The 22999-nt window shown below is 57.4% G+C and carries 14 protein-coding genes and 1 pseudogene; 4 read left to right on the top strand and 11 right to left on the bottom strand.

Translation table 11 applies throughout. The annotated features are described in order from the left end of the window. Nucleotides 1-332: 332 nt before the first annotated feature. The gene (locus tag ACFPM8_RS12245) at nt 333-1049 is read right to left on the bottom strand and encodes a right-handed parallel beta-helix repeat-containing protein (protein ID WP_378997834.1); all 717 of its coding nucleotides are present in this window, start codon (nt 1047-1049) and stop codon (nt 333-335) included. Nucleotides 1050-1225: 176 nt separating this feature from the next. Between ACFPM8_RS12245 and ACFPM8_RS12240 the strand changes: the two genes are divergently transcribed. The 4 genes from ACFPM8_RS12240 to ACFPM8_RS12225 all read left to right on the top strand — a co-directional run bounded on the left by ACFPM8_RS12240 (nt 1226) and on the right by ACFPM8_RS12225 (nt 8553). Then, nucleotides 1226-1783, top strand: a complete 558-nt coding sequence (locus ACFPM8_RS12240; protein ID WP_378997833.1) for a hypothetical protein — start codon at nt 1226-1228, stop codon at nt 1781-1783. A 209-nt stretch (nt 1784-1992) separates the two neighbouring features. Then, the gene (locus ACFPM8_RS12235) at nt 1993-3195 is read left to right on the top strand and encodes a DUF2863 family protein (protein WP_378997832.1); all 1203 of its coding nucleotides are present in this window, start codon (nt 1993-1995) and stop codon (nt 3193-3195) included. 11 nt (nt 3196-3206) lie between these two features. After that, a complete protein-coding gene (locus ACFPM8_RS12230) occupies nt 3207-3581 on the top strand; it encodes a PaaI family thioesterase (protein WP_378997831.1) in 375 nt (124 codons plus the stop codon). Between the two features lie 127 nt (nt 3582-3708). After that, nucleotides 3709-8553 carry an NAD-glutamate dehydrogenase gene (locus ACFPM8_RS12225; RefSeq protein ID WP_378997830.1) on the top strand — a complete coding sequence of 1615 codons (4845 nt, stop codon included), beginning with the start codon at nt 3709-3711 and terminating at the stop codon, nt 8551-8553. A 771-nt stretch (nt 8554-9324) separates the two neighbouring features. Here ACFPM8_RS12225 and ACFPM8_RS12220 read toward each other — a convergent pair. From ACFPM8_RS12220 to ACFPM8_RS12175, 10 genes and pseudogenes are all read right to left on the bottom strand, one after another. Further along, the gene (locus ACFPM8_RS12220; protein ID WP_378997829.1) at nt 9325-10407 is read right to left on the bottom strand and encodes a hypothetical protein; all 1083 of its coding nucleotides are present in this window, start codon (nt 10405-10407) and stop codon (nt 9325-9327) included. A 134-nt stretch (nt 10408-10541) separates the two neighbouring features. Then, nucleotides 10542-12293: a hypothetical protein gene (locus ACFPM8_RS12215; RefSeq protein ID WP_378997828.1), complete on the bottom strand. Its 1752-nt coding sequence runs from the start codon at nt 12291-12293 to the stop codon at nt 10542-10544. A gap of 512 nt (nt 12294-12805) precedes the next feature. Then, nucleotides 12806-14095: a hypothetical protein gene (locus ACFPM8_RS12210; protein ID WP_378997827.1), complete on the bottom strand. Its 1290-nt coding sequence runs from the start codon at nt 14093-14095 to the stop codon at nt 12806-12808. After that, complete coding sequence (locus tag ACFPM8_RS12205; protein ID WP_378997826.1) at nt 14088-15725, bottom strand: hypothetical protein; 1638 nt, start codon at nt 15723-15725, stop codon at nt 14088-14090. The genes ACFPM8_RS12210 and ACFPM8_RS12205 overlap by 8 nt, the downstream gene beginning before the upstream one ends. After that, nucleotides 15685-16872, bottom strand: a complete 1188-nt coding sequence (locus ACFPM8_RS12200) for a glycosyltransferase family 4 protein (protein WP_378997825.1) — start codon at nt 16870-16872, stop codon at nt 15685-15687. The genes ACFPM8_RS12205 and ACFPM8_RS12200 overlap by 41 nt, the downstream gene beginning before the upstream one ends. Nucleotides 16873-16996: 124 nt before the next feature. Beyond that, on the bottom strand, nt 16997-18961 hold the full coding sequence (asnB, locus tag ACFPM8_RS12195; protein WP_378997824.1) for an asparagine synthase (glutamine-hydrolyzing): 1965 nt from the start codon (nt 18959-18961) through the stop codon (nt 16997-16999). After that, nucleotides 18961-20100 (bottom strand): glycosyltransferase family 4 protein, encoded by a 1140-nt coding sequence (locus tag ACFPM8_RS12190; RefSeq protein WP_378997823.1) that lies wholly within the window; start codon nt 20098-20100, stop codon nt 18961-18963. Before ACFPM8_RS12190 ends, asnB begins: the two co-directional genes overlap by 1 nt. Nucleotides 20101-20259: 159 nt before the next feature. Beyond that, nucleotides 20260-21501, bottom strand: coding sequence for an O-antigen ligase family protein (locus ACFPM8_RS12185; protein ID WP_378997822.1), 1242 nt, complete (start codon nt 21499-21501; stop codon nt 20260-20262). Nucleotides 21502-21527: 26 nt separating this feature from the next. After that, a complete protein-coding gene (locus tag ACFPM8_RS12180; protein WP_378997821.1) occupies nt 21528-22697 on the bottom strand; it encodes a glycosyltransferase family 4 protein in 1170 nt (389 codons plus the stop codon). Nucleotides 22698-22782: 85 nt separating this feature from the next. Next, nucleotides 22783-22999, bottom strand: a pseudogene (locus ACFPM8_RS12175) (hypothetical protein); the annotation flags it as partial.

The raw sequence follows: 22999 nt of genomic DNA, 5'->3' as shown, positions 1-22999 counted from the left end.
CGCCTGCACGCCGATCACGAGGGGCCGACCCTCATCTTCAATAAAGCATCGCAGCGGCCGATACTTCGGCTTTTGCGTTCTTGACACACGGCGGCGAAAGTAGGCTAGCAGACCGGTCAAATGCTTTAACGTCCTCCGGCAGCCCCCGAAGGGGCTCCCTACCTCGCCACCCGTGGAGGGCGACAGAAGACGGCACAAAGAGAAACCGCTGGCGCGGTTCTGTGCGCATTTGATCCTGGCTGCTAGACCAGGTCCCTTCTTTGTTCGGGGACGGGAGCGACTATAAACGCTATCGAACGCAATGGCAATTATTAGCTTCTTGCTATTTTTGACTAAGGACAGTCGGCCGCCTTGCACTGATTGCGGCCGCCTTGGGTCGGCGTGCGATTGACCTGGGCGGCATTGTTATTGTTGCCGCTTAGCCGGTTGTTGGCATAAGCCGACAGGCCGTAGGCTTCCAGCCCGAAATGCTGGTTATTGCGAATCAGGTTGCCGCGCACGGTGATGTCGAGACCGAACACGCCGGCGCCGCCATTGGCTTCCGCGCTGCTATCGCTGATCACGCCGCCGAACAGTAGCGCGCCGCCGCCGCCATTGCTGACCAGATCCACCTTGTCGATGCGGCCCGAACGCGTCTCCAGATAGAGCCCGTAGTTGCCCATGCCGCGGATACTGCCGTTGCTGACGGCGATATTGTCCCGGTACACCACATGCACCCCGTTGCCGGTCCCGGTCGGCAGGCATGACACCGGCGGCGACGAACATTTGGCCGGACCCAGGATGGCAAAGCCGCCCAGGTCGATGCTGACGTTATCGGCATTGATTTCGATCGCGGTCGTATTGGCGTCGGGCACCGTCAAGTTCCCCGTCAGACGGTAGCTTCCCGGCTCGCTGATCACCACCAGGAATCCGGGCGAGGCGGCGGGTAGATGGTTGGGGTCGATAGCGATCGCTGCGCTGAATGCCAGAGGGGCTTGGGCCATGCCCAGCGCCAGCAGCCCGACACTGGCGGCAATCGTCGCCAGTGTCGGCAAGATTCGGTTACGCATGCTGTCTCCGTTCTTGAAAGATAGACTTCGAAAGTCCTGAAATTAGCTTAGGCCAACTGCTTGCATGACGCGAACAAATTTTGGGGTATAAATCAACGGTAACCATTGCTTTTCAGCATCACTCGTTCCAAATTGGGTAGAATCCATGCTCTTTTGCTTAACCTTTGGATACAACGATGAAAAAGCTGTTTGTGATTGGCATGTTGACGTACGGCGCGAGCACTCTTGCCGCCGGTAACACCTTGTTGGAAACCCCGGTGACCTATCACCCGGATGCTGGCGTTGTTGAAAGCGTCAAGAATGAGTGCCACATCGAAGACATGCTGGCGCGTCGCGTTGGCCCGGTGCTGGCGAAGCTGAACAAAACCGGCGACGGCACCATCGCCACCGGAACCAAGACTGCCGGCGCGGACCTGCTGCGCTTGCAAATCACGCACGTATTGGGTGTCGGCGGCGGCGCCTGGAGCGGCCCGAAAGCCATTACCGTGACGGCCGATCTGCTGGACGAGCACGGCAAAGTGACGCGTCACACCAAGATCAATCGCTGGTCCATGGGCGGCATGTGGGGCGGCTTCAAGGGCACTTGTTCTATCCTTGATCGCAGCGCAGTGGCGATCGGCAAAGATCTGGGCCGCTGGGTGCACGATCCTGCCTTCCAAATAGCGGAAGAACCGGCGCCGAAGGAAACCGAGACCGCAGCCGGCGATCATGCCGCGCCAGCCAAAGACGAGTAAGTCAGACCTGAAGATCGCTGCTTGCCGCTCCGGCAACAGCGATCCGCGGCGGCCGGTCCCGGCCCTGCCCGCTCCCCCTCCCTTTTCCCTCCGTCCATGCCTTTGCATGCAAGGACTGCTTTGAAAACAGCCGCCGCCACGCGTAAGATCGCGACATGCGATCGCCTGCACAAGACACCTCAGACCAACATTTGATAAAAAATAAAATCATGCCAAAAAACAAGCGCCCCACTCCCAGAAAATCCGCCAACTCCGCAGAGAACAAACAAGACGCCGCTATCCAGACGCTGTGCGATCTTGCCATCGAGCTGGTGGAGCAAGAAGACAGCGAATCTTTTTTTGAGGTCATGGAGCAAAAGGAAAATGACCTGACCAAGCTGATCAGGAAGCAGCTCAACCAGAAAAACGACGACGTTCTTTATGAGGCAATCGACCGCGCAAAATACGCCGACATCGACGCCTATCAACTATTAAAGGAACGCATCGAAGAAGCGTCCGAAGTCATGCTGTTCAAGCGCGAGGAAGGCAGCACGGTGGAGGTCAATGCGTTTGTGATTCCGATGTTCGTGCGCACCAGCGGCGGTCTCGATCGCGGACAATGTTTCCAGGATCAGCAAGCGTTCGAATTGTTGACAAAAAGCTTTCAGGAAGCGGAACTGGAAAGCCAGGACGCCACCGTGGTGCTGGTCAATCACGCCTACCATCTGGACGAAATCGACGGCATTACCTACAGCCATCTGAGCGAAATGATCCGGGATGCGTTTGCCTCCATGACCAACAAGAAAGTCGCGGCTACGCCGGCCATAGCCCGCAGCTTGAGCGGCTGGCCCGACAGCGATTTTGCGGCTGAGGACCTGGCGGTCGAAGTACGGTTTTTGCTGGGATTCACGCTGAAGTCGACCGAGGATGCGTTTTATGCCGTGCCGAACGACGATGTCGACGCCTTTTTCGACGCTCGCGCAGAGCGCTTCCAGCATTGGGCCGAGCAAAATGCGCCGCTGATGGCGCGCTGCCTGGGCACCGACGGCCGCGAGATCGACATCCATTTCCTCTACCAGGATCTGTTCCACGGCGGCAAAGAGAGAGGCATCGCCGAACAGTTCATGCTGCAAATGATGTCCGATTTGAATCAGGGCCTGCTCCAGCACGGCATCGCCGCCGAGCAGACCAAGGCCGTCATCGCCCCTGCCGAGATGCGGGACGAACCGGTGTTGCGCGTGAACCTGTACGCAGAGGCGGATGGCGCGCTGGTGGCCTCTTTCGACAAACCAATAAACTACGTCGGCGACCTGGAAGTTGAAATCGACGACGCTTACGACGCACTGATGACGATGGGCGTCAAATCACTGTCCATCGCAGCAGAGTTCGATGCCGACGGACATCCGGTTGACGTGCAACCATACGAAATTTAAAAGGAAATGCCATGAAAGTCGAAGGAGCCATTGAATTCACCATTGTTGAACGCAGCGCTGAGCGGGTGGTGGCCGAGATGCCTATCCGCAGCGGCATCAAAAATCCGTTCGGCGTGGTCCACGCCGGCGCCATGCTGTGGTTCGCGGACGTAACCGCCACGGTACTGGTCATCGGCCCGGGCGACATCAGCGAAGGCATGTCGGGGTTTCCGCTGGCGATCAACCTCAACGCCAACCTGGTCGCCAATCAGACCGAAGGTTCGTTCAAGGCCGTCGCCAGCTTCGTCAAGCGCGGCCGCACGGTCAGCGTGGTCCGCACCGTGGTGCTTGGCGCCAACGACAAGCTGATTGCGGACGTCACCACCAGCCATGTTTTATCGAAGTAGCGAAACCGATAAAAAGCGGATGACATTCAGTATGCGTTGACTAGAATCTATCTAAGTTCACCGGCCTAGAAGCGCCTCTGGGAACCGTGACGAGCGTTCCTGGAGGCGCTTAAAAAAAGGAAACACTATGCGCACCGCAGCCGAAGAAAAGAAGCAGCAGCAATTGGCAAACATGGGCAATTTCGCCAGCGAACGATTACCGGCAGACATCTTTGCGCCGATGCAACCGTTCCTGGCCGACTATTACACGCAGGTCGGGGAAGAACAAATCCTGAGCCGCAGCAACGAGGATTTGTACGGCGCTGCGGTTGCCCACTGGCAGTTTGCGCGCCACTTCAAGAGCGGCGCGCCGCGCGTGCGTGTCTACAATCCGCACATCGACGAGCACGGCTGGGAATCCGCCCATACCGTGATCGAGATCGTCAACGACGACATGCCTTTCCTGGTCGATTCGGTGACCACCGAGATCAACCACCTGGGCCTGACCCTGCATGCCGTGATCCATCCGATCTTTCGCGTCTGGCGCGACGCCGCCGGCCAGGTCGTCAAAATCCGGCGCCCCAGCGACGACAGCGCCGCCGACAGCGGCGATGCCAGGCTGGAATCGTATATCCACATCGAAGTCGATCGCTGCACCGAAGCCGCCAGGCTGGAGGAAATCCAGACCGGCGTGCTCAAGGTGCTGGGCGACGTCCGCGCCGCGGTCGAGGACTGGCGCGTCATGCAGTCGGCCGCGACCAACGCGATCGACGAATTGAAACAACTGAACTACGGCGACCCCGCGCAACAAGCGGAAATCGCCGAAGCACGTGCTTTCCTGGAATGGATGATCGAGGATCATTTCACTTTTCTCGGCTATCACGATTACGAACTGATGGTCAGCGATGGCGAAAATTATTTGCAAAGCGTGGCCGGCTCCGGCCTGGGAATATTGCGCGACTCTTTGCGCTCTGCCGACAGCGCCGACATCACCAAGCTGCCGATCGGCGCCCAGGGCGTGATCGAAGCCCGTTCGCCGGTGTTCATCACCAAGGCCAACTCGCGCGCCACCGTGCACCGTCCCGGTTACCTGGATTATGTCGGCGTCAAACGCTACGACGCCGCCGGCAAGGTGACAGGCGAGCGCCGCTTTCTCGGTCTGTACACCTCGACCGCCTATATGGTCCCTACCACCGAGATCCCGTTGGTGCGGCGTAAGGTTGCCAAGGTCCAGGCGCGTGCCGGCTTCGTGCCCAAAGGCCACTTGGCAAAAACCCTGGCCACCATCCTGGAGCAATACCCGCGCGACGAACTGTTCCAGGTCGATGAGGACGAATTGTTCGACACCGCCATTGGCATCCTGCGGCTCGAAGAGCACCAGCGGCCGCGCCTGTTTGTGCGGCGCGATGCGTTCGGCCGCTATGTATCCTGCCTGGTGTTCGTGCCGCGCGACAAGTTCAACACCGAACTGCGGGTACGAATCCAGAAGATGTTGCTGGAAGCGTTCAACGGCATCAGCGTCGAGTTCACGCCCTTGCTGTCGGAATCGGTGCTGGCGCGCATCCACATCACCGTCCGCACCCATCCGGACACGGTGACTGACATTGACGTCGGCGAGCTCGAAGCCAAGATCGTGCAAGCCACCCGCCGTTGGCAAGACGATCTGGCCGAAGCCTTGCTGGAAAGCCGCGGCGAAGAGCAAGGCAACGTGTTGCTGCGGCGCTATGCAGACGGGTTCCCGGCCGGCTTCCGCGAAGACTATCTGGCGCGGGCAGCGGTGCGCGACATCGAATTGATGGAAGCCGCGCAGCAAAGCGCCGGCCTGGCGATGAACCTGTATCGGCCGATCGAAGCCGCGCCCTCCTCACTGCGCTTGAAGATCTACCGCACCGGCAAGCCGATCGCGCTGTCGCAAAGCCTGCCGATGCTCGAACACATGGGCGTCAAGGTCAATGAAGAGCGGCCCTACCGGATCGACTTGCAGGACGGCGAACCGCTATGGATGCACGATTTCGGGATGCAAACCGCCGACGACAGCGAAATCGAGATCGACCACATCAAGGAAGTGTTCGAAGACGCATTTGCCCGCGTCTGGAGCGGCGAAGCCGACAATGACGATCTCAACCGGCTGGTGCTGCGGGCGCAACTGAACTGGCGCGAAGTCACGATTTTGCGCGCCTACGCCAGGTATCTGCGGCAAGCCGGCTCGACCTTCAGCAACGCCTATATCGAGCAAGCCCTGACCGGCAACCCGGCCATCGCGCGCCAACTGGTGGCGCTGTTCCTGGCCCGCTTCGACCCGGCCCAGGCCGACCAGGCAAAGGCCGCTGCGCTGTTGCAAGAGACCGAAGAAGCGATGGACCAGGTGCCCAACCTGGACGAGGACCGCATCTTGCGTCAAATCCTGGGCGTGATCGGCGCTACCCTGCGCACCAATTATTTTCAGCGTGCGGCAGACGGCCGGGCCAAGCCTTACCTGTCGTTCAAGTTCGACCCGGCCAAGGTGCCCGGCTTGCCCGATCCCAAGCCGATGTTCGAGATCTGGGTCTACTCGCCGCGTCTTGAAGGGGTGCACCTGAGAGGCGGCAAGGTCGCCCGCGGCGGCTTGCGCTGGTCCGACCGGCGCGAGGACTTCCGGACCGAGGTGCTGGGGCTGGTCAAGGCGCAAATGGTCAAGAATGCGGTGATCGTACCGGTCGGCTCCAAGGGCGGCTTCGTGCTGAAGAGCGCGCCGCCGGCGACCGAGCGCGAAGCCTATTTGCAAGAAGGGATCGCCTGCTACCAGACCTTCCTGCGCGGCCTGCTCGACCTGACCGACAATCTGGTCGGCGGCACAGTGGTGCCGCCCGGCGCGGTGGTGCGCTATGACCCGGACGATCCTTACCTGGTGGTGGCGGCCGACAAGGGCACTGCGACCTTTTCCGATTATGCCAACGCGATTTCTGCCGAATACGGCTTTTGGCTATCCGACGCCTTCGCCTCCGGCGGCTCGGTCGGCTACGACCATAAGAAAATGGGGATCACCGCGCGCGGCGCGTGGGAGGCGGTCAAGCGCCATTTCCGCGAAATCGGGGTCAATACCCAGCAACAGGATTTTACGGTGGTCGGCATCGGCGATATGTCCGGCGACGTGTTCGGCAACGGCATGCTGCTGTCGCGCCACATCAAGCTGCTGGCGGCGTTTGACCACCGCCACATCTTCCTCGACCCCGACCCCGACACGGCCGCCAGTTTCGCCGAGCGCGAACGTCTGTTCGCGCTGCCGCGTTCCAGCTGGGCCGACTACGACAGCAAGCTGATTTCCGACGGCGGCGGGATTTACGCCCGCACTCTGAAGACCATCGCGCTGTCGCCGCAAGTGCGGGCCATGCTGGGCGTCAGCGCCGAAGAACTGACGCCGGCCGAGCTAATCCGGGCGATCTTGCTGGCGCCGGTCGACCTGTTGTACAACGGCGGCATCGGCACCTACGTCAAAGCCACGCGCGAAACCCACGCCCAGGTCGGCGACCGCGCCAACGACCCGATCCGGGTCAACGGCGCCGAGCTCAACTGCAAGGTGGTGGCCGAGGGCGGCAATCTGGGCTGTACCCAGTTCGGCCGGATCGAATTCGCGCAAAAGGGAGGCCGCATCTGCACCGACGCCATCGACAACTCGGCCGGCGTCGATTGTTCCGATCACGAAGTCAATATCAAGATCATGCTCGGGCTGGTGGTGACCGAAGGCGAAATGACTGAGAAGCAGCGCAACAAACTATTGGCCGAGATGACCGAAGAAGTCGGCCAGCAGGTATTGGCCGACAATTACTACCAAACCCAGGCGCTGTCGGTCGCTGGCCGGCGCGCCGCCAGCCTGCTGGAGCCGGAAGCGCGCCTGCTCCGCTTTCTGGAACGTTCGGGACGGCTCAACCGCACGGTCGAGTTCCTGCCCTCTGAAGAAGAAATCGCCGAGCGCAAAGCCGTCAAACAAGGGCTCACCTCGCCCGAACGGGCGGTGCTGATGGCCTATAACAAGATGTGGCTGTATGAAGAATTGCTGGCCTCCGACCTGCTGCAAGCGCCGTTCATCGCCCGCTCGCTGGCTGAGTATTTCCCGCAGCCGTTGCGCGAGCGCTATCCGGATGCGATGCAGCGTCACCCGCTGGCGCGCGAAATCATCGCCACCTACCTGGTCAACACGCTCACCAACCGGGTCGGCATCACCTTGGTGCATTGGCTGGCCGATGAAAGCGGCGCCAGCCCGGCCGATGTCGTGCGCGCCTGCGTGATCGCCCGTGAAGTGTTCGGCTTCGACGACATCTGGCGCGACATCGACGCCCTCGACAACCTGGTGCCGGACGCCTTGCAAGCGCAGCTATTTACCGATGTCGGCCGCCTGATGGAGCACGCCAGCTTCTGGTTCCTGCATCGCCACGGCAATGGCGAGACGATTGAAACCACGGTGGCCCGCTTCCGCCCTGCCGCCGACCAGCTTGGGCCGCAGTTGGTCACGCTGCTGGCCGCCAGCGACGCCGAGGCGCTCAAGGCGAAACAAGAGGCGCTGATGCAAGCCGGGGTCTCGGCCGTGCTGGCGCGGCGCGCGGCGAGTGCGGAACTGATAGGCGCGGTACTGGATATCGCCGAAGTCGCCGCCGCCACCGAGCGTAGCCTGGAACTGGTGGCCGGCGTCTATTTTGCGCTCGATCTCAATTTGAATTTCGGCTGGATGCGGGAACGGGTAGCGGCGCTGCCGGCCGACACCCACTGGCAGCGGCTGGCTCGTACTGCGCTGCAAAGCGACCTGACCACGCTGCAACGGGCGCTGACTGCCAACGTGATCAAGCTCTCCCCTGCGCTCGATCAGCCGGCGGCGATGATCGACGCCTGGCAAATCGCCAACCGGGTGCCGCTGGAACGCTACCGCCGCCTGCTGACCGACTTCCAGGTGGGCGGCAACGTCGATCTGGCAATGCTGTCGGTGGCGGCAAGGGAAATGCGGGCGATTGAGGCTGTTTAATGGGCGCGTCGAAAAACCGTAGCGAGCGAGCATCGCAGGCCCGAGATTGGCGGGCTTGCCGAACCCTGCAGTAGGTTTTTCGACGTGCCCATAAAGACCAGCATCGAAAAACTCTATGGCCAATTTGCCGTCGCTGATGCTGGAAGACAACGCGATCGGATTTGATGGCTAGAGAATTGAATGCTTGGGGCTCATACGCACTGCAATTAAATCATTGCTTTTCTCCAAAAAGAAAGAAGGCTCATTCTTTTTGCCAAATTTAATTTCGTACATATACGCCTCCCATGACTTGGCAATGTTTTAAAAAGACATTGGAATCTGTGTATCAATTCAAATTAAGCGTAGTTAGCCCGCAATGCTCCGGCAATAGAACAAATTCCTATTTTCATATTGGTTTTTCTAATTTGCGTAATCCGATGCGTAGCCTGATCGCGTTTTTGGTTTTATTGCTTACTGCCTGGATTAGCGCTTGGCATGTGCTGAAGGAGATTTGGCTGCAACGCATACACGACAAAACATGCGTCGAGGTCGAGCGGCGTATTTATGTATAGCCGCATGCTCTGAAGGAGGGGGAAACGGGTAGCAGCGCTGGAACGTTGCAATTTCCAGGTGCGCATCAAGATCGTCAATGCGATTAAGTTGCGGTTGGTCGGTCAGGACTTGTTGCCCGACCATGCAAGCCTGATTTCAAATCAACACCCGGATGGCGCGAAGCATAGGGCAGGCTTGGGCTGCAAAGTCCAAGCCCTCGTGCAACGGCCTATTGATTAACTAGAACGTCATCACCAAGCCGGTGCTGATAAAACCGTAATGCTTGTTAAACCGGCTAGCCGTCAAGGTGTTGTAGGCAAATGGAATTTCCCCGACGAATTGATTGGTCATGTACTGCCCGCGCAGAAAAATCGCCGTGTTATCGAACAGCTTGTAGCTGATATCGCCAATCAGGATGTTGTTGCTTTTGTAGGTGGCGCCGCCGCGGCTTCTGATGATGTCGTCGACATGGTTGCGATTGAACGATTGGTGCTCGAAGCCTGCCCGCAGTTGCCAATCGTCGAGAGTCCACTTCAACATCAGCCCGCCATGGTAATACCTCGCGCTGTACTGGGTTTCGCGGTTGACATCAATGCCAAACAGGCTGTTTGGCACGGTAAAACGATCTATCACGGCACCGGCGCTACAGGGCGGCGCCAGGGTGCCGACCACCTCGGTCGGGCCGAAAGCCAGGTTGTAGTTGCAACCGTTCAGCGTCGTGCTGCCCTGCACCGAATCCAGGCTGACCTTGCTGTGCCCAACGCCGGCAAACATGGATAGTTCCAGGTTGTCCAGCACTTTCGAACTGCCGATCAGGTCGAGCTGGTACTGGTTGTCCTTGGGCTTGGAGGCGCTCACCGAATTGAGCGTCACGCCTTGCATCGTGGTTGACGACGATTTTTTCAGCTCGTCGGCGTAGTTGCCCCATGCGCCTAAGCGCAGCGCGATGCTTGGTTGGTATCCGGCGCCTTCAACCAATTTGTATTGCGCCGCCAGCTGCCAACTGTGAATCTTGGCAAGGTCGCTGCGATAGTCGATGCGCCTTTCCCAGAACCCGCCGTCGACCCAGATCCTGGGGCTGATCGCCCACCCGCCGCGCAGATGCGCGCCGTGATAGTCGCCGACATTGGTGCCGGCAAAGCTGCTGTCGCTATTGCGGACGTTGAACACGTCGACCCGCCGGTTGACCAGGTCGTAGGCGGCTTCGAGCTGCACTTCGCCCGGTTTGCTGCTCGGGTTGGCGGAGAGAAAGGCATCCATCGGCGCGGCGGCGGCCGACGACACTGCACCAGCTACGCCTAGCGAAAATAATATTTTTTTCATCGGTAATGGTCTCGATATGTCGATTTTCGATCAGCGGGAAAGCACAGCATGCAACTCTTGCGTCTGCTGCGCGAGGATAAAAAACGGGGCGAAATTGCCGCGCCCCTGTTATGCATGGTGGTCAATTGCGACTTTTAGGGGATAGTCATTACCCCCTTTACACCAAGGCCGTTCACCGGCGGCTGCCCCGATCCGGTGACGCCAACCGATAAGCCTCGCACCGCAGACTTGTCGGTCTCGCTGCCAACGTTCAGGTTGGAAACGACAAATTTCATGTTGAAGGTACCGGTCAGATTTTGCAGATTGGAAAACACGCCGCCCGATTGCCCCTCGATCTGGCCCAGGATGCGTTTCAATACATTGCCGGTGTTGAATGTCAGCGTATTGTCGGCGACCGCGACGAACTGGTTGGCCGCGATGTTGGTGAGCGTCAAATTGGCGCTCACATCCTTGCTGGTTTTGCCATAAGCGTACATCCGGGCGCCTGCCGGCACCACGATAGTCAACTGCTGTTTGTTGTCCATGGTCAGGTCCGCCTTGTCCATCGCCAGTTGCAGCACCCGCCCGCTGCCGCCGGCATCCGCCACTTCGACCGCGAGACTGACCCGGGTGGTCATGACGCCGCCCGCGTTTTTGGGGATCGGCCGGCCGAACACATCAAAGGCAAAGCTGAACGTGTCTATCGGCGACGGTTTGTGACGTAGGGTGATGCCGTTCAGGAACTGCCTCAAGTTATAGGCATCGCCGCCGATGGTGATGCTGTCGTTCTGGATCGCGAGGTAGTTCTTGCGCTTGGACAGGTCGCCGATCGTGACTGCCGGCGGCGGGATGCCGGCGGCTTGGGATTGGGTGGCGATCGCACCCAGGAAGGACGAGATGGCGGTCGCATCGCTGCTGCCATCGGGGCTGCTCAACTGTTGCAGGGCGCCTCCCACCGCCGCCAGATTGACTTGACCGCTGACCCCGGTCGTCAACAAGGCCGCCACCTGCGAGGTCGCGTTGGCAATCGTCGGTGTCGACTGCAGCAACGTGGCTTGTCCGATCAAGGCGGCGTCGCTGGATTGGGCCAGGGTTTGCGCCTGGTTCGCGATCGCGCCCGAAATCAATGTCGCCACGCTGCTGGCACTGAAACCAGCCAGGCTGGACTGGGTCGTGGTCAACGCAGGGTCGGTGGTTGCCGCCACATTATTCACCGACTGCAGCACGATGCCGGATACCAGCGAATTGCTGACATTGCCGCTGACGTCGACCAGCGGTATCGTTGGATTCGCCGCCAGCGTCGTCACTACCGCCTTGGCCACCTGGCTGTAAATTGCCTGGATGGTCGCCGGGCTGGCGTCCTGCGCCAGGGCGCCAAGCGTTTCGGTGGTTTGCTGGATGACTTGTTGCAGCGCCAGGGTTTTTTTATAGAGATCGGAATTGCTCACCGGGTCCACCTGGCTGACATCAGTGCCGGCTGGCAGGCCAAGGGCAACCGCGACCTGGGCGGCGCTCAGTCCGCCGCTCACCATCAAGGTGGTGAGCGGCGTGGCGAAGGTGCTGCCGGCCGGCGCTTTCAGGGTGCCTGCAAACGGCAGGCCGGTGTCGATGCTGGTGCCGCCGCTGACCACAATCGTGCTCGAACATGCCGGTGAAAACGTGAAATTGCCTTGGGCGTCAGTCACCACAACTGCTTCACCGGCATCGGCCACGCCATTATTATTGGCGTCGCACAGCACCGAAGCACCGCTCAAATACCCGTCAACCGCCTTGCCTGCCGCTGTGGTGGCCGTCGCCGGCGTTCCTCCGACTGATCCGGTTCCCGTCCCGCTGCTGCCACCGCCGCCGCAAGCTGTCAATGCCAGAGCGACGGCAATTGACAGTACAGTAATTTTCTTCTCAATCATTTTAGGAGCCCTCTTTAGGTTGATTGCCATTGCCAGAAAAGACCAATTCAGAAATTAATCTGGTCTCTGCAAAACATTCCAAAAATGCGCGAGGTAGTCGAAAACCTGTGTGGGGCAATGCTGTCAGAGCGTTGATGAGTTGTAGGCGCAGATCATTTCAATCCCACATGCACAAATCGGTACCCGTCGATAATCATCGGCAGCCCTGCCGCCCTATGAGCATGAAGGGTGCCTGTTGCGGCTGGAACAGCTGCGCTGATGCCAGCTTTGAAGACGCATTCAGTATGCCGAAAGAAAGCTTGCTCGTTAGAGTGCCCTGCAGTAACTGTCAGAGCTGACAGGATCCGACATGTTCAAAGCTCGGTTTTATTGGCCGGAAGGCGTCGCAATCAGGCGATTTTTCGGCCCTGCCCGGTAGTGTATTTTTAGAGGCGCCTTATTCTTCGAAAGAATTCGCTGGGGCCAAGGCGTGCTCCGACTACCGGCAACATTCACATTGACACGCTTAAAACTTATGGCTTCTGCTTGAACGTCAGCGACTCCAAGGTGGCCTCGGATTGCGAGTCGACATGTACAGAATTTTGCAGGACGCGACCGGAATCCATCGCAAATTTATCGACCGTCACGCCCCGCGATTTTTGCACCACAATGACTGGAAAGCCGCGCTGATCCTGGCTTCCGGCCAGAGAAGAAAGGCGGCCCATCGAGACCTTGGTAGAGTCGTTGATCCTGATATCGCTTTGACCTTTTTTAGCCTTTCGTCCATTTCTGCCGCCCGCATACTCTTTTACGACTACGTCCGAAGTTGAATTGAACACCGCGCCTTCTTCGGCGTTGTCTTGCGCCGAAAGAATTGCGCCTTCGACATTCTGTGCGCCCTCTATCCAGAATCCGGCTGCCTGATTGCTGCTTGAGCTTATTTGCCGGAGCTTCAATCCGCGCACCTTGCGGTCGCTGCCGCCGCCGGTCATCACGCCACGCTTGCCGTTGAATTCGGAACGAATGTTGCACAGGAGGCCGTCGCTGGCCATACCTCCCTTATCCGGCTCAATGTCGATTCCCGATTCCGGCAGCACGCCATTGGCATGATGCACATAGACGTTGCAGATTCGGTATCCCCTGGCGTTGACTACGCTGATGTTATTGCGACGGTTGTACGCAGCTTCCACGCCGTCGATATCGACATTCTCCGCAAATGTGTTGAGATCGCCTGAAGGGTCCGCCCCGAGATAGATGCCGTCGCCCCAGCAGTTGCTTGCCTTGATTCCTTTAATCGATATGTTGGCGCCGCCTCTGACCGCAATGCACATTCCCCATTCGCCGTCTTTGCCGAGATGGTAATCACGATCCCCGATCACCGTGCCCCCTATCACACCGCTGGGCGCGCCTCTGTCTTTGAACAAGATGATGTTGTAGCCGCTGCGGCCGTTCTCGATCAAGCGCAGAGTCGTTCCTGTCATATCCAGAAATACTCCCGACGGCACCGTAATGGCGTTTCCGGACGAATCCAGCGCAACCCAGATTTCACCTTTGGGCAAGCGTACTATTCCTCCTCCAGCCTCCTTCGCAAGCTGCAGCACGCGACGAATGACCGGAGCGTAATCTGCCTTGCCGGCGGCAACGCTGCCGAACAGGCGAGCCTCGAACACCCGGCTGGATCCGGGCGGAGCGGCGATGGTATTGTTTGGCATCCGCTTGCCGATGACTGCGTCGTTACCAGCCTTCGCAAGCGGCAGCAAGCAAGAAGCAATCAGCGCATAGCAAAGCAGCTTTGACCAGGACACGCGCGCCGAATTAAACATGGGTATCGGCTTCCGCTTCCCGGATTGGCGCAGCCCTAGCCGGCAGATTCAGCCCGAAATAGTCCACGACCACTTTGTATAGCTCCTTGACGTGAAGTCCGTCCCGCGCAGCATAATCGGCCACTCGCCCCTTGTAGTAGACGAAGCCCCTGCCCTCATGCATGCCGTTTTTTATGGCGACGAAAACGACATGCGGCTTTAGATCGAAGCGCTTATTTCCTTGTTTGACAATTAATTCATCTTCGATTGCAGCGGCATGCGTAAGCGTCACGAACAAGCTTGCGCCGCGATTATCGATTTCTCCAAAAATTGCATTGCCGTCGGCCTCGCAGACTATTTCCGCCAATTGCTCGGCGCCGTGCTTGGCGGCTTCGGAAGAATCGAACTCAATCATGAAATCGCGCGTCATGCGCGGAAAAACAGCGCGATATTTCACGCCGACATGGTCCAGGAAAGCAACATGATCACGCAGGCGCCAGTAATACTTCACGCGGTCATACGGCTTCTGCGTCAGGCCGGTGGCGACGATCAGGTCCACGTCATCCAGCGCCAAATAGTCGCCAAGGATGCGGTCGTAGACCTCCAGCATTTCTGCGAAAGGGTCCTGATCCGCCGCCACATACCAGTCAGGGTTGCGCAGGTCGGTCTTGACGGCAGCGCGCGCATTGAACAGGTAATGGTGCTGGATGAAAGCGCCGCCATTCAAGAAAAGCGTTGAAAAATCAGGCCTTTTTTTACCGAACATCCGCAAGTGAAGATCATGCAGGAATAGATCGAGGAATAGCGCTTTACGCCAAGGTCGGCCGCGGCTGCGCAGTGCGAGATTGACGTAACGCGAATAGTTGCGCGGCCTGGCAAACCGGATCAAGCCGCCCAGCAGCGCCAATAAGCTCCTGCCGCTCAAGCGCTCGTTGGAATTGTCGTTGACGGCTTGCGAGACTGCCTTGCTCAACGCCCTGCTCCAGAAAGATCGGTCCGGCGAAGTGACGGTCCACGGGTCGGGAATGAAATAGGCCGGCTGTTGCAAGCGGTTGTCCGCGTTCATCGCAGAAATGGCTCCGACCGTATACCCCGCTGCCTCAACCGCTTCGAAAAACTGAGGGATGCCGCTGCCGGCCATGTCGCCCAAGCGAACGATGCCATGTTCCGCGGCGGCTATGCCGGTATGGACCGACACCCACTGGATCCACGGCTCCAGTTGTTCGTAGTGCGCTTCCGAACTGGTGCGCCGGGCGTCTTTAATCACGCGCTTGAGATGAACCAGCGTCTTGCGCTCGGCATAAGCCAGGGCAAACTCAAAATTAATTTCGTTCAACTCCAGCAGGATTAATCGCTTGTTGTTGAGGGTTTTCAATAGGTCCTCCTCAGGATAAAAGGACTGAAAGATATGAACAGGCGCCTCGACAAACCTACTGCGCGGCCCAATCTCGGGCCTGCGATGCTCACCGTACCTCCGTACGGCTGCGCTTCTCGGCCCGACCTTGGGCCGCTCGCTACGGTTTTTCGAGGCACCTAGACGATAGGTAGCAAACTCACTGGAACTCGGGCCAACCCGATGCAGGGACGATGCTATTGCGAATTGCTCTCCGCTATTTCCCCTCGGCTCCGCCGAGCAGAACGGATGCGGCACGCGCCAACAGGCCGTCATAAATATTCAGCGTGGTCTTGAGTACGGCATCCATGCCAAAGCGGGCTGCCGCCAAAATGCGGCCTGCTTCCCCGTAACGGCGGCGGCGGTCCGGTTCGGCAATTAATTTGGCCAACACGGATGCCAATGCGGCTGCCTCGCGGGCAGGAACCAGATCACCCGTTTCGCCGGGAATGATGGCTTCTCGGCAGCCGGTGACGTCCGATGTCACTACCGCGCACCCTGCTGCGGCGGCCTCCAGCAGGCACTTGGGCATACCTTCACGATAGGACGGCAGGCACACAATGTCGGCTTGAGCATAAACGAGCGGCATGTCCTCTCGATGCCCCCACCACTCGACCAGCCCGGCATCGGCCCAAGCCTTGACCTGCGCCTCGGGGATAGCCGACGGATTGGCGTAATCGGCCGTGCCAACCAACGCAAACCGCCAATCGCTGCCCTGCTCCTTGAGCATCTTCGCTGCCGTTACGAATTCCTCGACCCCTTTGTCGCGCAACAGGCGGGCGGGCAGCACCACGAGACGTTGCGAGTCGTCGGTTCGCACGGAAGCGTAATTCGACAGCGCGACCCCTGCCCCCGGGATCAGTATCAAATCGTTCGGCTGCACCGCGCCGGATTGCAGCAAAGCCTGTTTGTCGTCTTGATTCTGGACGATAACCGTGATGTTGGGATGCCGGTAAACCCAGGCCAATAACAGGCTGTAAAGCCGCTTCAGCATGCCTTTAAGTCCATTTGCATGCCCTGTAAAGAGGAAGCCCATGCCGGAGACCGCGACCACCAGGCACGGTACCCGCAACAGCCGGCTGCTCAGGCCGCCGTACAAGCCGCCTTTAGGAGAAGCTGTATGCACGACCGACGGCCTCATCCGCGCAATGTGCCACAGCAACTGCAGCACGCCGATCAGCTCCCACACGGGATTGAAGCCAACGGTACGAAAGCTCAAGCGGGTATAGGGTAGGCCCTGGCGCTTGAGTTCCGCTTCCGCCAGCGGCTCCATCACTGCGCTCCCCGGCTGACCGATCAGCAAATGCACGTCCCATCCTGCCTCGCGAGCCGCAATCGCCAAAGGCAAACGATGAGATACAAAAAAGGCCGCATGGTTGATGACGTAGACGATTTTCTTCTTCATTAGGGCACCTCGAAAAATCTACTGCGCAACCCAATCTCGGGGCTGTGATGCTCGCCGTACAGCCGTACGACTGCGCTTCTCGCCCCGACCTTGGGCCGCTCGCTACGGTTTTTCGAGGCGCCCATTATTGTTCTTCCAGCCAAGCTTGAAACATCAACACGTCCCACAGCTGATATTGCCAATTGCGTTGGCCCGACAGATGCTCTTTCCATTTAAGTCTTACCAACGCCGGGTGGAAGAAGCCTTCATTTCGTAATCGCGCCTCGTCCAGCAACGACTCTCCCCAATCCCGCAACGGCCCGCGCAGCCAGTCGCCGATCGGCACGCCAAACCCCATCTTGGGGCGCTCGATCAACGCTTTTGGCACATGCCGGTACAAGACCTGGCGCAGTGCCCACTTGCTCTGTCCATCACGCAGCTTCATCGCTTGCGGCAGGCGCCATGCGAGTTCCACTACTCGGTGGTCCAGAAATGGCACGCGCGTTTCCAGCGAAACGCCCATTGCCGCCCGATCCACCTTGGCTAGAATATCGTCCGGCAAATAGGTCAGCATATCCAACGCCATCATGCGTTGGATATTATCCAGCCCGGCAAGAAGCGGTGCTTCGCCGGCCAATAAGGTCGGTGGCGCATAGCCGTCGATCACTACCGATGCGGGGTCATGCCAATGCGATACCAGATTCAGATATAGCGCATCGAACGACTTACTCTCCAATGCCCCCGCGCCCTTGTGCAACTTGTCGCCCATATTGGCGAACGGCAAGGAGAGCGGCAACACGCTTCTGACAACGCCCGCCATCCGGTTCCATGACTGCGGCGAAATGCTGGTCAGCACTTTGGCTGCAAGCATGCGCAACGGCATCGGCGCAGTAGTGACCTTATTCCAGATACCGGCCGCTAGGTGATATCGGTTGTACCCGCAAAACAGCTCGTCACCCGCATCGCCGGACAGCGACACCGTCACATGCTGCCTGGCAAGTTGGGAAACCAAAAACGTAGGGATCTGGGAGGAATCTGAAAAAGGTTCGTCATACAGCGTCGGCAAGCGCGGGATCACCGCCATGGTCTGTTCCGCCGTGACATACAACTCGGTATGGTCGGTGTCTAGATGCTTGGCCACGGCCTTGGCATATATGGCCTCGTTATAACCATCTTCATGAAACCCGATGGTAAAAGTTTTGACAGGACGCGAGGACTGCGTCTGCATCAGCGCCACCACGGTGGAAGAGTCGACCCCGCCGGACAGAAACGCCCCAAGAGGCACATCCGCCACCATCTGCTGCCGTATCGCGTCCTTGAGCAATATTTCCAGCGCATCGACTGCCTGCTCGGCAGTTCCGGCAAAGGGATTGGCCACCCCGGATTCCGCCGTTTGCACCCCGGACCAATACGACCACACTTTCGGCTCGCGCTGCTGCAGCGATACCGTGAGCAAGCTGCCTGCCGGTAATTTGGCAATATCCGCATAAATGGAATACGGCGCCGGAATATAGTTATGCCGCAATTGCAGGCTGAGCGCCCCGCGATTGATGATGTTTTCAAAAGCAGGATGGACGCGCAGCGCCTTCAATTCGGAGCCAAACAAAAACACCGCATTCTCGCCGCGCCCCTGCCAGCCATAATAGAGCGGCTTTTCGCCAATGCGATCCCGCGCGAGGAACAGCGTGCCGGTTTGTTTGTCCCATACCGCAAAAGCAAACATGCCGATGGCACGTTCCGCCGTACCCTGGACCCCCCATGCATCGAAGCCGGCCAGCAGCGTTTCGGTATCCGAATGGCCGCGCCAGGCCGGCGCCTGCCCGCCAGCTTCCAGCGCCTCGCGCAGCAATAGGTGATTGTAAATTTCGCCATTAAAGACGATCACGTAGCGGCTACTGGCGGATAGCATTGGCTGATGCCCGGCGGGAGACAGATCGACAATCGCCAGGCGCCGGTGGCCCAGCCCGATCCGATGATTCTGGTCAGACCAATAGCCTGCATCATCAGGGCCCCGAGTAAGCAGCGTGTCGGCCATGCGCTTGAGCACGGCTTCGTCACCCGCCTGGCCCTGCGAGGCAATGCCGCCAAAAAAACCAGCAAATCCACACATCATTGCCCCCTTTCGCCAGCTATGCGTTGATAGATTTCTTCAAATCGTTCTCTGGCACGCTCTATGGTGAACTCCGCATGAATCCGTTCCCTGGCCTTCTGCCCCAACTGGCGGTGGGCGTCTGGCGCCAGCGCCAGCAGATCCGCCAGTCCATGCGCCAAGCCGATCGAATCTTCCTTGGGCACGACGATTCCCGTGTCCGCTACCAGCATGGCGGCATCGCCGACGTCGGTCACCACGCACGGCACGCCCATGGCCATGGCCTCGCCCACGACATTAGGAAAACCTTCAGTACGGGAAGAGAGGCAGAAGATATCCATCGCGGCCAGGCAAACCGGCACATCGGCACGTTCCGCTAACAGTACAAAACGATCGGCATGACCGGTTTGAGCAATCCCGCGTGCGAGTTCCGTATTGTTCGCGTCCAAGCCGCGACCAACCATTAAAAACCGCACATGCGCGTGCTGCTGTGCCAGCAAGCCCGCCGCACGCACAAAATTTTGATGATCCTTGGCCGGATGAAACCGTCCGACAGTACCAACCACAACCTCGCTTGCAGCAATTCCAAAGCGCGCCCGCAACGTCGCGCGCTGCTCTGCCGTCGCCACGAAGCGTGACAGGTCAAAACCGTTTGACACCACCACCATGCGCGCCGCATCGTAGCCCACAGCCACGTGCGCGCGGCGCGAAGCGTCGGCGGCACAGATGATGGTATGCGGCACCCATCGGGACAGGCACGCGCACACCAGCCTCACTATTGTCGTGGCACGCTTGCCGGCAGCCTGCACATCCGTGGTGCGTATGCCCCAGATGACATTCCTATTGCCCGCAATACGGGCAGCCAAGCCACCCAACAGGTCGGCGTGATACATCCAGGTCTGGACCAGTTCCGGGTCCGACGTGCGAATCAGGCGCACAAGCTGCCAAAGCACACGGGGGAAATCGCGCGCGGATCGCATGTGCAGTGCCTGCACATCTATTCCAAGGGCCCGCAATTGCCGCCCGACCTTGCCGATGTCGGTGAGCGATATGACCGTGTGTCGATACTCGGCACTACCTTGATGCGATTCGATCAGGCGCTTGAGCATGCACTCTGCACCACCGATGTTGAGGCCGACAATGATGTGAACAACGTTCAAGAAATCGCCCCAATCTGTTTAAATGATTCGTCCCACCGTTCAAGAACTGCCCCCAGGTTGAAGCCACTTACCACTGACTAGACTTACTACGGCTGTATGACGATCCAATGTTCAAACGAGGCTTGGCGAAATCGCCCTGCAAATATTACTTGCGGGCACCTATGCCTTCCTCGTCCCAGCTATTAGTGCAAACGTGACCAGCCAATACGGTGAATCGAACATATTGTGTGTAAACATTGACATGAAAATAAACAAACAAAATACTGCGAACTGCAGATTTTTGTTTTGAAAATGTTTTCCGCGCCACAAAATTATGGCCAATGAGGCCCAAAGTACAATGCCGAGAATCCCATACTCGGCCCCGAGCATTACCAATTGATTATGCGTGCCAGCCTTATACGACCAGAAATGGGTTGCACCAGCCCCGGCACCAGATACAGGATTTTGCAAGAAGAGATTCCAGCCTGCCTTTAATACCTTTAATCGCTCTTCAGAACTACCGTCTTCAAAATTTGGATTGGAAAAAAAATCCAATCGCGCTTGAATGTTAGCGATGGATTCGCCGGAATTTTCGCGACTGCTTAAATAGTTTCCGAAAGTATCATATAAGACTGGTATGACAATAAATGCCGCTAAAGTAAAGAGTGCAGCTAACCTTGAAAATACTCGCTTAATCGATAAAAATATCCAGAACAATATCCACGCAATAATCGCGGAACGAGTAAATGTCACCGTGACCCCCACACCTGTCAGAATCAGCAACGGCATTCGATATTGCATTTTCACTGCAGCACATGTCATAAGAAAAACAATCAACATTACTTCGGCAGCGATCGTTGGATTGATAAATGTTGCCGCACCACGATTTATAACAGACCCCTCCATACCAATAGGATATAACACCCCTGGGATAAAGAAATCGAATATAACTGAACATGAAATCAACACAGTTAAAAATGGAAATACACGTTCATAAGTTTCAGTTCGGGTAACGGCTAAGGCGAAACCAAGACCAATGGCGACAACGAGTAATTGGATACGAGTGCTAACCAAGTCAACGGTCCCTGTATTGCCTTCAACAAAAGCATTTAAAAGATGAATAATATTAAGAATAATTACTACGAATATCCAGAGAGGAAAAGGTGAAATCAAATATGACAAGAAAGCTCTGGGCTTTAACAGCAACACAGGGCTTAAAATGGGAACAAGCCCAAAATAAAAATATTTTGGCAATAAAGCTTTGTTTAAGACGAATGCGTAACCCGGTAGATTCAGATAGATCAAACTCAATGCGGTCGTTAGAACAATAGCGTTATATCTGCCCCAAAAAGTTCGCGCAGGCCTTTTCAGGAGCACCCTGGATCCGCCCCGTTCTTCAAAAGATTGAATAGACGATTTCACGTGAAGCATCCTATGACTGATAAAGACTATCTATCGTTAATCCTATGGTTTTGATCCGCGAGATACCCCGGATCAGCATTTTGATGCATGCATTGATCAAAAAGGATTTCCCACATATTGGCAATTTTTTCTATTGAAAATCGTTCGCGCGCATCCACTGCCCTGGAGGCCAGACGATTCCTTAATTGGCTATCGCCCATTATTTGATCCAGCGCAGACCTTAACCCTGGTGCATCTCCCGGTGCCACCAGCAGGCCGTCAACTCCATGTCGAATAATGTCCCGTGGTCCAGTGTCGCAATCAAAGCTCACTGCCGCCAAGCCGTGGGCGAGCGCTTCGGCAAGCGTATTCGGAAAGCCTTCGAAATCTGAAGTCATTACATAGAGATCTGCCTGCTGGTACCACTCCCCAACATTGCCGATGCGTCCCGGAAGAAAAACACGCTTATCCAGCCCCTTGGCCTTTAATTGCGCCTCCAGGACTTGGCGTTCGGGGCCCTCCCCGAGAATCACCAGGTCCCAATCCGGGTGCTTCTGTGCCAAGTGCGAAAATACCTCTACCAACAGTTCGAAATTTTTTTCTTTATTCAGCCGCCCCACCGCCAATAAGAGCTGCCGTTCGGGTGCGCAGACTTCGGATCGGTATTTTTTCGGCACATGCTCAGGAAGCGGCCAACACGCAGGATTAGGAATAACCGAAACTCTTCGCGCCGATGTATGCGCTCCGATCCAATGGGCGCACTCTTGGGTAAGCGCCACAACGGCGGCTAGTTGACCATACGTTTTATGCCGCAACGCCTCCAAAATAGCGCCTAACGGTAGCTGGGGTGGGAATGTACGCTCGGAACCAATGGCACACACATTAGGGAACCTCCTTGCGGCCAGTGCCAGAATCACATTCGCGTTACTCATCATGGCAAGCGCGACATCTGGCTGTATCTCACGCAGAGTGCGTCGCATTTTTTTCAAACGGCGCATATTTCTCGAAAGGCGGGCTAACATCGTATGGCTGTCACCAGTTAATTCAAATGCAACACGCTTAATCCCAGGGTGGAGCTTATAAAAGTCAGTGCTGGTTGAAGCCAACGTTACTATAGTAATTTCCCAGCCTCTCGCGGCCCAATGGTTCGCAAGATTTGTGGTGACGCGCTCTGCACCGCCGCATGCAAGGGAAGAAATGAACATGAGTAATCGCATTTAAATTATTCCTTTGTGATTCTCAGTGATATTTGTCAGTTTATATAACGTGACAAAGGAAACGTACATCTATGATTCATAGAGACTATCTATCGTTAATCCTATGGTTTTGATCCGCGAGATATCCCGGATCAGCATTCTGATGCATGCATTGATCAAAAAGGATTTCCCACATATTGGCAATTTTTTCTATTGAAAATCGTTCGCGCGCATCCACTGCCCTGGAGGCCAGACGATTCCTTAATTGGCTATCGCCCATTATCTGATCCAGCGCAGACCTTAACCCTGGTGCATCTCCCGGC

Origin of the sequence: Paraherbaspirillum soli (assembly GCF_042654985.1) — a bacterium.
Lineage (GTDB): Bacteria > Pseudomonadota > Gammaproteobacteria > Burkholderiales > Burkholderiaceae_D > Paraherbaspirillum > Paraherbaspirillum soli.
This window is presented reverse-complemented; position numbering and strand designations above follow the sequence as displayed.

Bases quoted from the DNA above. Each gene is read 5' to 3' on its own strand.
- ACFPM8_RS12245 (WP_378997834.1), bottom strand. From the start codon at position 1,049: ATGCGTAACCGAATCTTGCCGACACTGGCGACGATTGCCGCCAGTGTC.
- ACFPM8_RS12240 (WP_378997833.1), top strand. From the start codon at position 1,226: ATGAAAAAGCTGTTTGTGATTGGCATGTTGACGTACGGCGCGAGCACT.
- ACFPM8_RS12235 (WP_378997832.1), top strand. From the start codon at position 1,993: ATGCCAAAAAACAAGCGCCCCACTCCCAGAAAATCCGCCAACTCCGCA.
- ACFPM8_RS12230 (WP_378997831.1), top strand. From the start codon at position 3,207: ATGAAAGTCGAAGGAGCCATTGAATTCACCATTGTTGAACGCAGCGCT.
- ACFPM8_RS12225 (WP_378997830.1), top strand. From the start codon at position 3,709: ATGCGCACCGCAGCCGAAGAAAAGAAGCAGCAGCAATTGGCAAACATG.
- ACFPM8_RS12220 (WP_378997829.1), bottom strand. From the start codon at position 10,407: ATGAAAAAAATATTATTTTCGCTAGGCGTAGCTGGTGCAGTGTCGTCG.
- ACFPM8_RS12215 (WP_378997828.1), bottom strand. From the start codon at position 12,293: ATGATTGAGAAGAAAATTACTGTACTGTCAATTGCCGTCGCTCTGGCA.
- ACFPM8_RS12210 (WP_378997827.1), bottom strand. From the start codon at position 14,095: ATGTTTAATTCGGCGCGCGTGTCCTGGTCAAAGCTGCTTTGCTATGCG.
- ACFPM8_RS12200 (WP_378997825.1), bottom strand. From the start codon at position 16,872: ATGAAGAAGAAAATCGTCTACGTCATCAACCATGCGGCCTTTTTTGTA.
- asnB (WP_378997824.1), bottom strand. From the start codon at position 18,961: ATGTGTGGATTTGCTGGTTTTTTTGGCGGCATTGCCTCGCAGGGCCAG.
- ACFPM8_RS12180 (WP_378997821.1), bottom strand. From the start codon at position 22,697: ATGCGATTACTCATGTTCATTTCTTCCCTTGCATGCGGCGGTGCAGAG.